Annotated in this window: 21 protein-coding genes; 2 read left to right on the plus strand and 19 right to left on the minus strand. The window is 63.8% G+C overall.

The window, feature by feature from the left end; translation table 11 throughout:
• Positions 1-9: 9 nt before the first annotated feature.
• From QX135_RS27150 to QX135_RS27235, 18 genes are all read right to left on the minus strand, one after another.
• A complete protein-coding gene (locus QX135_RS27150; protein WP_315796480.1) occupies positions 10-324 on the minus strand; it encodes a DUF6156 family protein in 315 nt (104 codons plus the stop codon).
• Between the two features lie 38 nt (positions 325-362).
• Complete coding sequence (locus QX135_RS27155) at positions 363-578, minus strand: hypothetical protein (protein ID WP_316182366.1); 216 nt, start codon at positions 576-578, stop codon at positions 363-365.
• Between the two features lie 12 nt (positions 579-590).
• The gene (locus tag QX135_RS27160; protein WP_315740974.1) at positions 591-899 is read right to left on the minus strand and encodes a 2Fe-2S iron-sulfur cluster-binding protein; all 309 of its coding nucleotides are present in this window, start codon (positions 897-899) and stop codon (positions 591-593) included.
• A gap of 36 nt (positions 900-935) precedes the next feature.
• Positions 936-2150: a DegT/DnrJ/EryC1/StrS family aminotransferase gene (locus QX135_RS27165; protein WP_315785938.1), complete on the minus strand. Its 1215-nt coding sequence runs from the start codon at positions 2148-2150 to the stop codon at positions 936-938.
• 2 nt (positions 2151-2152) lie between these two features.
• Complete coding sequence (locus QX135_RS27170; RefSeq protein ID WP_315740972.1) at positions 2153-2413, minus strand: hypothetical protein; 261 nt, start codon at positions 2411-2413, stop codon at positions 2153-2155.
• A gap of 19 nt (positions 2414-2432) precedes the next feature.
• On the minus strand, positions 2433-2789 hold the full coding sequence (locus QX135_RS27175) for a DUF3024 domain-containing protein (protein WP_315785942.1): 357 nt from the start codon (positions 2787-2789) through the stop codon (positions 2433-2435).
• A 15-nt stretch (positions 2790-2804) separates the two neighbouring features.
• Positions 2805-3044 (minus strand): nitrogen fixation protein NifZ, encoded by a 240-nt coding sequence (locus tag QX135_RS27180; protein WP_315740970.1) that lies wholly within the window; start codon positions 3042-3044, stop codon positions 2805-2807.
• Positions 3041-3364 carry a nitrogen fixation protein NifZ gene (locus QX135_RS27185; RefSeq protein WP_315785943.1) on the minus strand — a complete coding sequence of 108 codons (324 nt, stop codon included), beginning with the start codon at positions 3362-3364 and terminating at the stop codon, positions 3041-3043. Before QX135_RS27185 ends, QX135_RS27180 begins: the two co-directional genes overlap by 4 nt.
• Positions 3361-4134 carry a 4Fe4S-binding leucine-rich repeat protein gene (locus tag QX135_RS27190; RefSeq protein WP_315740968.1) on the minus strand — a complete coding sequence of 258 codons (774 nt, stop codon included), beginning with the start codon at positions 4132-4134 and terminating at the stop codon, positions 3361-3363. The genes QX135_RS27185 and QX135_RS27190 overlap by 4 nt, the downstream gene beginning before the upstream one ends.
• Positions 4127-4660 carry a hypothetical protein gene (locus QX135_RS27195; RefSeq protein WP_316182370.1) on the minus strand — a complete coding sequence of 178 codons (534 nt, stop codon included), beginning with the start codon at positions 4658-4660 and terminating at the stop codon, positions 4127-4129. Before QX135_RS27195 ends, QX135_RS27190 begins: the two co-directional genes overlap by 8 nt.
• Positions 4661-4671: 11 nt before the next feature.
• Positions 4672-5001: an iron-sulfur cluster assembly accessory protein gene (locus QX135_RS27200; RefSeq protein ID WP_315740966.1), complete on the minus strand. Its 330-nt coding sequence runs from the start codon at positions 4999-5001 to the stop codon at positions 4672-4674.
• A gap of 11 nt (positions 5002-5012) precedes the next feature.
• Positions 5013-5237, minus strand: coding sequence for a YfhL family 4Fe-4S dicluster ferredoxin (locus QX135_RS27205; protein WP_006609676.1), 225 nt, complete (start codon positions 5235-5237; stop codon positions 5013-5015).
• Between the two features lie 55 nt (positions 5238-5292).
• Positions 5293-6855, minus strand: a complete 1563-nt coding sequence (nifB, locus tag QX135_RS27210) for a nitrogenase cofactor biosynthesis protein NifB (RefSeq protein WP_315756221.1) — start codon at positions 6853-6855, stop codon at positions 5293-5295.
• A 264-nt stretch (positions 6856-7119) separates the two neighbouring features.
• Positions 7120-7986 (minus strand): SIR2 family protein, encoded by an 867-nt coding sequence (locus QX135_RS27215; protein WP_316182372.1) that lies wholly within the window; start codon positions 7984-7986, stop codon positions 7120-7122.
• Positions 7986-8207: a putative nitrogen fixation protein NifT gene (nifT, locus tag QX135_RS27220; RefSeq protein ID WP_315713133.1), complete on the minus strand. Its 222-nt coding sequence runs from the start codon at positions 8205-8207 to the stop codon at positions 7986-7988. The genes QX135_RS27215 and nifT overlap by 1 nt, the downstream gene beginning before the upstream one ends.
• Positions 8207-9418, minus strand: a complete 1212-nt coding sequence (nifS, locus tag QX135_RS27225; protein WP_316234376.1) for a cysteine desulfurase NifS — start codon at positions 9416-9418, stop codon at positions 8207-8209. The genes nifT and nifS overlap by 1 nt, the downstream gene beginning before the upstream one ends.
• 9 nt (positions 9419-9427) lie before the next feature.
• The gene (locus tag QX135_RS27230) at positions 9428-9718 is read right to left on the minus strand and encodes a NifU family protein (RefSeq protein WP_315713137.1); all 291 of its coding nucleotides are present in this window, start codon (positions 9716-9718) and stop codon (positions 9428-9430) included.
• A gap of 38 nt (positions 9719-9756) precedes the next feature.
• Complete coding sequence (locus QX135_RS27235; protein ID WP_257170758.1) at positions 9757-10077, minus strand: HesB/IscA family protein; 321 nt, start codon at positions 10075-10077, stop codon at positions 9757-9759.
• A gap of 324 nt (positions 10078-10401) precedes the next feature.
• On the opposite strand from QX135_RS27235, the gene QX135_RS27240 reads away from it, so the two are divergent.
• Complete coding sequence (locus tag QX135_RS27240; RefSeq protein ID WP_316182376.1) at positions 10402-11010, plus strand: hypothetical protein; 609 nt, start codon at positions 10402-10404, stop codon at positions 11008-11010.
• Positions 11011-11081: 71 nt separating this feature from the next.
• Here the strand turns inward: QX135_RS27240 and QX135_RS27245 are convergent, their stop codons facing one another.
• Positions 11082-11501, minus strand: a complete 420-nt coding sequence (locus QX135_RS27245) for a Rieske (2Fe-2S) protein (RefSeq protein ID WP_316182379.1) — start codon at positions 11499-11501, stop codon at positions 11082-11084.
• 197 nt (positions 11502-11698) lie between these two features.
• On the opposite strand from QX135_RS27245, the gene QX135_RS27250 reads away from it, so the two are divergent.
• Positions 11699-12157, plus strand: a complete 459-nt coding sequence (locus QX135_RS27250; protein ID WP_316182381.1) for a hypothetical protein — start codon at positions 11699-11701, stop codon at positions 12155-12157.
• The last annotated feature ends 32 nt before the right edge of the window (positions 12158-12189 follow it).

The following is a 12189-nucleotide window of genomic DNA, read 5'->3' on the forward strand; positions in this document are numbered from 1 at the left end:
CCCTCCTCCTCACGCAGCGGCCTGTCCAGCGACAGGGACGCCGTTCTCGTCGAAATTGAGCGTCACCGGATCCTCGTCGAGCATCACGATCTCGGCCCGGCTCAGCGCCCCATTGGCATGGTAGCTGTAGCGATGCGTGAGCTCGATCTCACCATAGACGATCTTTTCGAATCCGGTGAGCGCACCCGCGGCATCGAAATAGCCGCGGATGAAGGTGTTGCGGTTCGACAGCTGCTCCGGCGCGATCGCCGTGACCAGCCGCAGCGGCAGCTTGATGCCCGTATACGAGACGAAGAACCGGCAATCCCGCCCTGTATCCGTCATTACGCAGCCGCTTCAAGTATGAGTCTGCAGTGCAGCCGTCACGACGACACGGCTGCGGTCTTCAAGGCCTCGATCTGGTCGCGCGCCACCTTAAACACGCCGCGACCGCCGGCGAAGGTCTGATAGGCCTTCATTCCGATCGCCTCACTCAACTTGTCGAACCATTGCTGCGGCGTCAGGCCGACCGGCCGCTCGCTGATTTCAGCCACCGTGCCGTCATTGGCAAAGCGGACATGGAGCGTCACATTGTCCATCTGATCCTCCTGTTACAGACCCGAGCCAAAGCCGAGCAACTCGATCTTGACGTTCTCGGTGCCCAGGATGGTCGCCTGGCACGCGAGCCGGGATTTCGAGCCGACGCCGACGATGGTGTCGAGCTTCTCGTTCTCCAGCTTGGAGACCTTCGACACGCCCTTGCGTCCCTCCTGCAGAAAGATGTGACAGGAGCCGCACTTCGCCTGGCCCTCGCATTTGTGCTGGATGTCGACCTCGGCGCCGAGCAGCGCCGCGAGAATGGTGGTGCCCTCGCCCACCTCGATCGTCTTGCCTGATGGCATTACCGTCAATGTCGCCACTTGGATTCTCCTCTTCCAGTTTGAGATCAGAACTCGTCAGTAGATCGCCGCGCCCGCTCCGACATTGACCGATGCGTCCTTCATGGTCGCGACGATGAAGGCGATCTGGTCCGTGGTCAGGTGGACGTGGAACGGCAGGGCTACGACGCGATCGGCGACCTTCTCGGTCACGAGATAGTCGCCCCGCCGATAGCCCATGTTGAAATAGTGTCGTTGCAGATGCAGCGGATTGGAATAAGCGATCGCCTCGACCTGTTCGACCCTGAGATCCTCGACGATCGAATCGCGGCTCGACTTCGAGAACCGCGTGCCCAGATGCACCTGATACAGGAACCAGTTCACGTCGGTGACATCAGGCCCGACATAGGGATCCTTGATTCCCTCGAACGATTGCACTTGGCTATAATAGATCTGCTCGATCAGCTTGCGGCGTTCGAGGATCTCGTCGACTCGCCTCAGCTGTGCGAGGCCCAGCGCCGCCGTCACGTCGCTCATGACAGCCTGGTGGGACGGGCTGCTGCTGACCACGACCGAACCGCGCTCGTCCAGCCGGTGCAAGCGGTGGCGACGTACGGCGACCGCAATGTCGACGTCATCCGTGACGACCATGCCGCCCTCACCGCAGGTCAATGCAAAAGGCTGCGAGAAGTCGAACACCGACGCGACGCCGAAGGTGCCGACCAGCGCGCCCTGATATTTCGAGCCGATCGCCTCGGTCGAATCCTCGATCAGGGGCAGATTGTGCGCCTTGGCGATCGCCTGCAGCTCCGACCATTTGGCCGGATGCCCGTTGGTGTTGCCGGCCAGGATTGCCTTGGTCTTCTCAGTGAGGCGCGCCCCGATCTTGCTTGGCGCCAGCGTGCCCGAATAGTAGTCGATATCGACGAAGACCGGCTTAGCGCCGACGATACTGATCGCGTGCGCGACCTCGCGGAACGAATAGGACGACGCGATCACCTCGTCGCCGGGGCCGATCCCCATAGCCTTGAGGACGAGCACCAGGCCCAGCGTCCCGCTCGGCACCGCGATGGCATATTTGCGGCCGAGATAGGCCGCGAATGCCGCTTCGAATTCCTCGACGAGCGGACCGCAGGACAGCCGCGGCGACCGCAAAGTCGCCTCCACGGCGGCGATCTCCGCCGTCGTGATGTCAGGATCGGACAACGGGATGAAGTCGAAACCGACCGGCGTCAACTCAGCCTCGTCCTGCTCCTGTCGATCGGCGTCATGCACCAGATAGGGCTTGGTCATGATCAGCTCCGCCTGGCCAGGATCAGGCCGGTGGCCTTCGCGGGATCGTCGGTCACGCCGGCGCAATGGTCGCTGGCATCGAGCAGATGCAGGTCGAACGCCGCGTAGCTGCGGAACGGCTGTTCGGTTACGTCGGAGGCATCGCAACGCGTCAGGACCAGCTTGGGGAAGCGACGGCGCAATTCGCCGAACGCCGCGCTGCCGGCATCGGGTCCAGTGAGGACCTGCTCGATCTCATTCAGTTCCTGCTCGGCAAGTGCCATGTCACCCGTCCTCTTCGTCCTACTGCCAGAATATCCGCTCAGGGTCGGCGTTCAGCTCGTCGACCGCCGCGGTCAACCGCTTGTGCACGCTGTGCAGCTCCCATGTTCCCTGGCCGTGATCTCTCCAGAACAGCTTCCACATCGCATTCGCCGGATCGTGACGCAGCAAAGCGACGTCGATCACCCCGCCGTCCTTGTCGATGTTGCGTGAGCAGCACGGGCTCCTGACGTGATACCCCTCGTTGACCGGCAAGACCGTCGGCTCGACATAGCGATAGCGCTTGCGCGACTTCAGCGCGCGCTCGATCCGCCTGCGATCCAGCTCGTTGGGATGTGCGGGCAGAATGACGCTGGGCTTGAGCGCGGTTGCGGCCATGGCTGATCATCTCCCTTAGACCGGGACGATCTCCTCTTCGAGACAGCCCACCACCAGCTGCTCGCCGAACTCGACGAGATAGATCGGCATGTTCGCTTCGGTGTGGGTGCCGACCTGGACGATCTCGCCCAAGTCGCCAACGCCGACGAGCTTGGCCTCGGCCGGCGCATTCGGGAACGAACCGTCGTTGACGAGATCGATCAGCGCCTTCACGCGCTGACCCCATTGATATTTCGGCAGGCGCGGCTCGATCATGACTTGTATGCTCCCGGCAGCGGCAGCTCGTCCTCGGCCTCCCCGCGGGGAACGGTGGCCTCGAGCTCCTTGCGTTTCATGCCGACGCGGTTCCCGCTTTCGAGAAACTCGACGCCGTAGATGTAGAACTGCTGCAGGAAGGTCCCGATCGACACGACGTAACCGATCTCGCCCTTCTTCGCGAGGACCTCGCCGATCTCCTTGCCTGCATAGGTGCCGTCGTTGCGGATCGTGCGCTTCGCCTTGACCTTCTCGCCAAACGTGAAATACGGCGGCGCTGACAACTCCACGACCTCGCTGTCACGAACGATGTTGCTCATGCCGGTTTCTCCATCGCAGCTCCGAAGCGGCTCGCGAGCCGGCCGCGCGCCATCTCCTGCACCAGCGGGTCCTCGTCGCGCACCAGCTCCGCGAGCTCACTGAGCGCGATCCGGCTCGCAACTTCGTGACGCACCCGCCAGTCGGCGTCCTTGCGCATCGCGGTGAGGAGATCCGGCGCGAGGCGCTCGGCGATCTCGAGCCGCACTCGCGGATCGGGGTCGCTGATCATGCCGAGCAGCCAGTCGCTCGGGATGCGCCGCGCGACGACGCGGCGGACCTCGGCCTCCGGGTCTCCCATCATGCGGCCCAGCACGGACGGCACGATGCGGCGCGCCACGACGAGACGGACGTAATAGTCGTCGTCCATCATCATCGGCATCAGATCTTCCGGATCGAGCACCGTCGCGATCCGGATGCGGACCTCGCGATGCGGATCATGGCGCAGCCGCAGCACCAGCCGCTTCGGCAGCCGCCGCGCAGCGTTCCAGCGCACCGTCTCCTCGGGATCATCGAGCAGCGGAGGCAGAAAGAACGGGCTGGCATGCTTGGCCGCGATAGCACGCACCTCGAAATGCGGATGCTTGACGTAGCCGTTGGCGAGCGCCGGATTCCAGTTGAAGAAGCGGTCGATGCGGCGGGCGTAGCGGTCGTGCACGCAGGCGTGCCGAAGGCGACAGCCGCCGGATGCGTTGAGCTGCGCGTGTTCGCAGCCTGCACAACTGATCTCGTTACCCTGCCAGTCGATGGCCTCGTCGATGTCGTCATTCATCGTCGAGCTCCACCCGGTCGACCACCTCGAGCAGGACGCGTGCGCCGATCTTGTCGCTGGGATCGAGCTCGAGCAGCTTTTGCACCGCGAGCCGTCCCTCGACGAGATTGCCGAGGCGCATCTGCAAATAGGCGTATCCCTTCAAGGTGAACATGAAGAAGCGCGGCAGCATGTTGTCATAGCTGCCGAACTCGGCATGACTGGCGCGAACGTCGCGCCAATGCGGCGGCAAGCGGTTCTCGACGGCCGCCTTGGCGAGGCACCGCTTGGCGATGCGCAACGCGTCAGCGAGCCGTCCCTTGTAGAAATAGAACCGGTAGAAGCCGATCAGGACCGCCGCATGCCCAGGCACCAGCGCTTCCGCCTTTTTCAGATGCGTCTCCGCGACATCGTCGAGATGATAGCTCTGGCCCGCCTGCCACAGATGATACTCGGCCTCCTCCGGCAGGCCGCCGCCGAGCAGCGCGTCGGCAAGCAGCGCGTCCTCGATGGCGGTCTGAGAGCTGGGCCGGGCGTCGGTGGGCATGGCGAGCTGTCCTAGTGCTCCAGCGCCTTCAAGGCATGGGTCGAGCACGAGACCTGCTTCGGATCGTGAAACACGAGGCCGGTCTGCGTCGCGGTATCCGCGAAGTCGATGGTGACGCCGTCGAGCAGCAAACGGCTCTCCGCCGGCAGGAACAGCCTGACGCCATCGCGTTCAACCACCGCATCGCCGGGCTGCGGCGTCGCGAGGACGGTGATATCGGCAGCAAGTCCCGAGCAACCGCCGGGCGACACCGCGAGACGGAAACCAGAGCCCGCAGTGCCGTCAGCCCGCAGCATCATGCGCATGAACTTCTGCGCGGCTGGCGTGAGCGTGAAGTTCATCTCGGTCTCCCTCAAGCCGGCGGCTGATAGCGCGGGAACGAATTGTCGATCACGCAGGTGTTGTCGACCGGGCAGACCGCCGCGCATTGCGGCTCGTCGAAATGGCCGATGCATTCTGTGCACTTCTTCGGATCGATCACGAAGGTGCCGTTCTTCTCCGAGATCGCCACGTTCGGACATTCGGGTTCACAGGCCGAGCAGCTCGTGCACTGCGAGGCAATGATCTTCAAGGTCATTAAAGGCTCCTGTCGAAGGGGCCCGGCGACGCGACGGCGCCGCCGGGGTCTGATGTCACGCTGCCGAGATCAGGGCGCCCTGGCGAATTTCGGCGTCACCGCGCACGACGTGCTGGATCTCGCCGCTGTTCACCTTGTCGAGGTAGCTCTTGAACCAGGCGATCGCGGACTTCTCGATGAACTCATGGGCGAACTGATCCACGGGCTCGATGCCCGCGGCCTGCAGGTCGCTCTTCGGGCAGCCGCCGATCTTGGCCACGAACACCGCATGGCAGTCGTTGATGGCGCGGATGACGGTCTCCAGGCTGTCCTCGTCGCCATAGCCGCCCTGGCAGTACAGGTCGACGCGGCGGTGACCGACGAACTTGGCTCCGGCCGTGGAGAGCTCGTAGACTTGGAACTCCTTGGCGTGTCCGAAATGCTCGTTGATCAGGCCCGAGCCCTTGGTCGCGACCGCGATCAGCAGCTTGATGTCGCTGGACTGGCCGGCGAGCGAGGCGAGCTCCTCCTGCTTCGCCACGACCTTGGCGACACGCTCCTGCTCGACCGCCTCCTGATACGCCTTGCGGCTGTCGATGTCGTAGTTCACCTCCATCGCCATGATCTTGTCGGTGGTGAATTCGGCGGAGCGATCCTCACCGAGCAGGCCCACGGCGTCGGCGCGGCATTGCCGGCAATGCCGCATCATGTTCATCTCGCCTTCGCACTCGTCCTGCAGCGCCTTCAGCTCCTGCGCGGTCGGGCCGCGCTGGCCGGTCAGGCCGAACACGGTGCCGTGCTCCGGCGAGGAGATCAGCGGCATGATGTTGTGCAGGAACGCGCCGCGCGACTTCACCGCCTTGTTGACCTCGACGAGATGCTTGTCGTTGACGCCGGGGATCATCACCGAATTGACCTTGCAGAGGATGCCACGCTCCGTCAGCATCTCCAGGCCCTGCAACTGGCGATCGGTCAGCAGTTTGGCAGCCTCGACGCCGGTGTAGCGCTTGTGCTTCCAGAACACCCAGGGATAGATCTTGGCGCCGATCTCGGGATCAACCATGTTGATGGTGATCGTGACGTGATCGACGTTGAAGCCGGCGATGGTGTCGACGTGATCGGGCAGCGCGAGGCCGTTGGTCGACAGGCAGAGCTTGATGTCGGGGGCGGTGCGAGCGATCAGCTCGAAGGTCTTGAACGTCTTCTCCGGATTGGCGAGCGGATCGCCCGGACCGGCAATGCCCAGCACGGTCATCTGCGGAATGGTCGAGGCGACAGCGAGCACTTTCTTGGCGGCCTGTTCCGGCGACAGCTTCTCGCTGACCACGCCCGGACGCGACTCGTTGGCGCAGTCATACTTTCGGTTGCAGTAGTTGCACTGGATGTTGCAGGCGGGCGCGACGGCGACGTGCATGCGCGCGTAGTGATGATGCGCCTCCTCGCTGTAGCAGGGATGGTTCTTCACCTTCTCCCAGATCTCCGGCGGCAGGTCGTTCTCGCCGGCGCCCGAGCCGCAGCTCGCCTTGCCGCTGCCGCCCGAGGTGCCGCAGCCCTTGTGTTCCGCGATGGTCTGCATCACCGAGCTCAGCTTGTCGCCGTCCGGTATCGTCGCCTGTTCGTGCTGCACTGACGCGTCCATGTCCGCTCCTTACGTTGCTGGCGAGCCGCAAACCGCCTTGGGCTAGGGTTCAGCAACTCGCGTGCCACGCCGCGGACAAGATCATTTCGTCAGACTATCAACGCCTTAGCCAGATCATCGCGCCTGTCGCCTTGCCAACATGCGAAAGGCTCTCGTTTCGGGCGTTGTTAGAAACGTTACAGACTCGAATTGGGACACAGGAACGAACGGCAAAACAGCGCAGCTTGCGGCCGCGCTGTTCGATTTACGGTGTCGTGGTTTCGCTCAGCCGCCGATGATGATCTCGGTCGCGCGGGCCAGCGGAATCGCGATCGGCGTCAACCGCTCGGCGATGAAGAACTTCAGCTCGTTCTTCGACAATGAGTCAGGCTCGACCAGGACGTAATGCTCGTCGCCGGAGCGCTTGATCACCTGACGGCCATAGGTGCGCAGCAACTGGTCGTTGAAGCGGCAGCCGATGAACAGGAAGCTTCGGTCGGTGCGCCGGTCCTTAACCGTGTCGGGTATCGGCGTCTGGATGTCGATGTCGGTCAGGACCTCGACATAGTCGGCGTCTGTGATCAGGAAGTTCTTGGCTGGCGTGGTCCCGCCATGCGGCTTGTAGAGCAGCGTGGTCCAGCTTCCGGCCTTCTCACGATCGCTCTCGGCGCCCGCAGCGTCGTAGAAGCGATACCAGCGGTCCTCGCCGATTCCGGCCCGCGTGATGCCCTGCACCTCGCCCCAATCGCCGCGCCCGGCGAGCGCCGTCCGCATCGCGCCGTCATACCAGCTGTCGACGACCATCGGCAGCGGCAGCGACGCCAGATACTGCTGCAGCGGTGTCGGCGCGACGGGCGCGGCAAAGGCTTCAGCCATCAGCGCCGTCACCGTCGAGCGGTGGCGCGTGCTCTCGATGTGCTGCGCGGAAGCCCACGCATTGCCCTTGGCGCGGCGCGGCAGCGCCACCTTGGTGCCGAAGAACGCGGCCAGCGCTTCAGGATTCATCGGCACCGCCGCGCCGGATTGCTCCGAGACGCCGGGACCGAGATACGGAACGACCTTGCCGGCCTTCAGCCGGGCCACGACGTCCTTGAGCAGGGCTTCGGCATCAGCCTGTCTGACGATGTCGATATGAGGAAGCGGCGCATTCATCACTCGTCCCCTTCGCCACCGCGCTTGCGCGCATTGATCGTGATCGGCAGCCGCGTGTCGGCGGCCATCTGCGGCAGTTCGAGCACCCAGCCATTGGCGATGCGAATCCAGCCACCCCACAAGGACTCGTGCTCGGACTCGACGATGGGCTCCTCGAGGTCCTTCTTGGGGACGTAGATCGACAGGCCCGTTTCCGGCGAGCGGCGGATCATGACTTTCATTACGTGAGCTCCGTGGATCGAAGGGGGGCCGCCGATTGTGAAGGATGATGCTGCAGCCAGGCCGGCGAGGTCTCACGCAGCCTGGCGACGATGTCGGGCAGGACCTGCAGCACGCGCGTGATGTCGTCGTCGGTGGTGTCGCGCGATAGCGAGAAGCGGACGGCGCCGCGGAGCAGATCCGACGGCACGTTCATCGCGCGCAGCACATGCGACGGCTCCATCGAGCCGGACGCGCAGGCCGAGCCGAGCGAAGCCGCGATGCCCGCCTGATTCAGGCGCATCACGATCGGCTCACCTTCGAGATGCTGGAAGGCGATGTTCAACGTGTTGGGCAGCCGGTGCTCGATATCGCCCAGCACGGCGCAATGGCCGACGTCCTGGATGATGCCCTGCTCCAGCCGGTCGCGCAGCGCGCGCACCCGGCCCTGCTCGTCGGCAAGATGTTGTCCGGCGAGGTCGGCCGCCTTGCCGAGACCGATGATCGCAGGCACGTTCTCGGTGCCGCCGCGGCGGCGGCGCTCCTGCGGGCCGCCGCGCACCAGCGGCGCGAACGGCGTGCCCTTTCTGACATACAGCGCACCGATACCCTTGGGGCCGTGCAGCTTGTGGCCCGACAACGACAGCATGTCGACGCCGGCAGCTTTCAAATCGATCGCGACCTTGCCGACAGCCTGAACGGCATCGGTATGAAACAGCGCACCGGCGTCATGTGCGAGCTTCGCCAGCTCCGGAATCGGGAACAGCGTGCCGGTCTCGTTGTTGGCCCACATCACCGAGGCGATCGCAGTGCGGGGTCCGAGCGCGCGCTTGTAGGCCTCGAGATCGAGGCAACCGGCCGCATCGACGCCGATCAGGTGCACCGTGAGGCCGCGCTTGTCCCTGAGATACTCGACCAGCGACAGGATTGCGGGATGCTCCACCGCCGTCGTGACGATCTCGTCGCGGCCGCTCTGGGTCTGCAGCGCCGATAGGATCGCGCTGTTGTCGGACTCCGTGCCACCCGACGTGAAGACGATCTCGTGCTCGAAGACGGCCCCTAACAGCGCCTGCAGGCTCTTGCGCGCCTGTCTCACGGCGCTGGCCACCTCGCTGCCGAACGCGTGCGAGGACGACGCATTGCCGAACTGCTCCGAGAAGAACGGCAACATCGCGGCGACGACCTCAGGATCCGCACGGGTCGTCGCGTTGTTGTCGAGATAGACCGGACGCAAGGCCGCTCCTTAATGCCGCGCCTTGGCTGCGCCGGCCACCGGAACGAGGCGAACGAACTCGCCGAGCTTTTCGATCATGCGCGCCTGGATGCCCTCGAGCGTCGCGCTGGCGAGCTTGCAGAAGATGCAGGCGCCGGCGAGCTTGACCATGATCTTGTTGCCATCAATCTCGACGAGCTCGCAATCGCCGCCGTCGCGCTTGAGGTTCGGACGGACCTCCTCGATCACGGCCCGGATGATCCGCTCGCGCTCGCTCATCTGCGACGGCGCTTCGACGATGCCCTGGGATTCGACCAGCATGGTTTCACTTCTCGCGTGTTGAATGATCGAGCGAAGAATCAAGCGAACGACTTGCCGCAGCCACAGCTTGACTTGGCATTCGGATTCTCGAAGGTGAAGCCGGAGCCTTCCAGCGCGATGACGAAATCGATCGTCGTGCCTTCGAGATATTCGAGGCTCTTGTGATCGACGAGCACGCGCACGCCCTCGCGCTCGATCACGGTGTCCTCCGGCTCGCTGCCGCTAACGAGGCCCATATTGTATTTAAGCCCGGCGCAGCCACCGGCTTCGACCATGATCCTGAGGCCGTCGACCGGCTTGTCGGAGGTCGTGATCGCGTTGCGAACCGCGTTGATGGCGCTGTCGGTCAGGTTGATCATCATCATCTTGCCTTTCCCATTCGGCTGTTGCGAACAGGAATGGCAAGTCTCATGCCATGCAGCAATTAACTGAAACGACACGGCTTTTCGCAAAGTCGCTGTGGCGTTTCCGACGCATGTCGGGTTTCCGACACGGATGATTTGCGCCGGCCTCGGACGTGCCGAAAGGATGTCGCGGCGGAAACCCGACAATGCTCTGAGGTCGTGGGCGAAAGACTAAGTAAATCAAGACGCAGCACACACCGGCAGACAATTTGCATTCCAGCCCTTTTCGACCGCGCCGTGCGGCGAGACGGCTCACCAGGACATGCGAGGGGATTGCTGATGACGACATTGGAGAAGACGGTTGCGATCGAGACCACCGCGCTCGCGCAGCTCGACAAGGAAGGACGGCTGCTCAACGCCGTCCTCAAGGCGCCGACCACCAGGCCGGGACGGTTCGGCTTCCGCGGCGACATCGCGCTGAAATTCCAGACCCAGGTCGCGGACGAGAAGCGTCCGCCGGACTTCTCGATCGAGCAGGTGCTCACGATCGCGCAGGACGGCGCCTCGACGATCCCGGTGCTGGCCGGCTACATCCACTCGCTGGCCTATCTCGAGACCGCGGCTGAGGTGCTCAAGGGTCTGCTGCAGCCTGACGGAAAGTACTTCATGTTCTGCAACAACATCGATCTCCTGGTGAAGTACCGCATCAAGATCGACGACATCACCTTCTACGTGCTGCCTTGCGACGAATCCACGGTTTGGAAGGAGATGCTGGAGCTGCTGTCGATCGACAAGAACGACATCAAGAAGCTCGATACCGCAGGCAAGCTCGACTACGTGCTCGACACCGCCAAGGACTTCCGTGAGAATTACGATCTCGTGCCTTACGCGGATGCACTGGCCAGGATGGAGCCGGTCAAGAACCGCAACGAGAACCGACCGGTCTGACATCGTCCTCTTCTTCATATGCAAGATGAAGTCCCGGCAGTTGCCGTCGGGACTTCGCCGGGATCGCAGCCTCAGCCTTCCTCGCATTGCAGGCCGGTCTCGTCCTCATCCTCTTCATCCTCGACCAAGGTCACGCCGGTCACGCAGATGTCGCCATCGAGGACGCTCAACGCCACCGGCGTCAGGCTCTCGCCCTTGCACGGGCCGTCGACGCAGAGCCCGGTGCCGATCTCGAACAGCGAACCGTGCTTGCCGCACAGGATGCGCAGGCCGTTGCCGTCCAGAAACTGATTTCGCTCCCAGTCGAGATTGACCTTATCGTGCGGGCACATGTTCAGATATCCGAACACCTGCTTGCCCCAGCGGATCACGAAGATCGGCCACGGACGTTGCGTTCCGTCCTCGGCTACGACCATAAGCTGAAAGCCCATGGCGCGGCGGCTCGGGATGTCGTTGAAGCTGCAGATGGCGTAGGCGACGTCGGTCGTCATGTCGGGCCTCATCGATGTCTGGCGCATCTCCGACACGGCCGCTTCAGCGCAGCGGGAGCGGCGGTCGGCTCGCCTGCGGAACGCGTTGCAAGATTCGCGCAACTCCGCCCGTCCGCCTGGCTTTCTTCGCTGCTGCGAGAGATTGGCACAGAACTTGAAAATTTCTCCTGCAAATACGGCTTTGTAAGGAGATCGACATGAACGTGGCACTGGAATTCGTCGAGAGCTCGCTCGACGACATCAAGACGGCATTGGAGGGCGGCACGCTGACGGTCTACTCGGTGGCGCGTCCGATTACCGCGGACAAGCCGGTCGACCGCAGCGGCGTGCTCGCGACCTTCACGTTCGGCTCGCCCGCCTTCGGCCCCGCGGTGGATGGCCTCGAGCAGCCGAACTTCGTCGCGACGCCCGTGCCGGCGGCCACCGTCGGCACGCCCGGCTTTGCGCGGGCGCGCAAGGCGGACGGCACCACTGTCGCCGATTTCTCCGCCGGCCCAGGCGAGCGCGAGATCAAGTTCACCGAAGTGTCATGCTCGCCCGGCGCGCCGGTTACGGTCGCGACCTTCAAGATCATCGCCGAAGGCGGCTGGCCGGAGCGTCCGGAATACTACGACACCCGTCCGCGTCCGGGCTACCCGATGCCGAAGACGCTGTGACGGCGGACGCCGTCACGCCTTGGACCAGGTCT

The organism is Bradyrhizobium sp. SZCCHNR1098 (assembly GCF_032489375.1).
Lineage (GTDB): Bacteria > Pseudomonadota > Alphaproteobacteria > Rhizobiales > Xanthobacteraceae > Bradyrhizobium.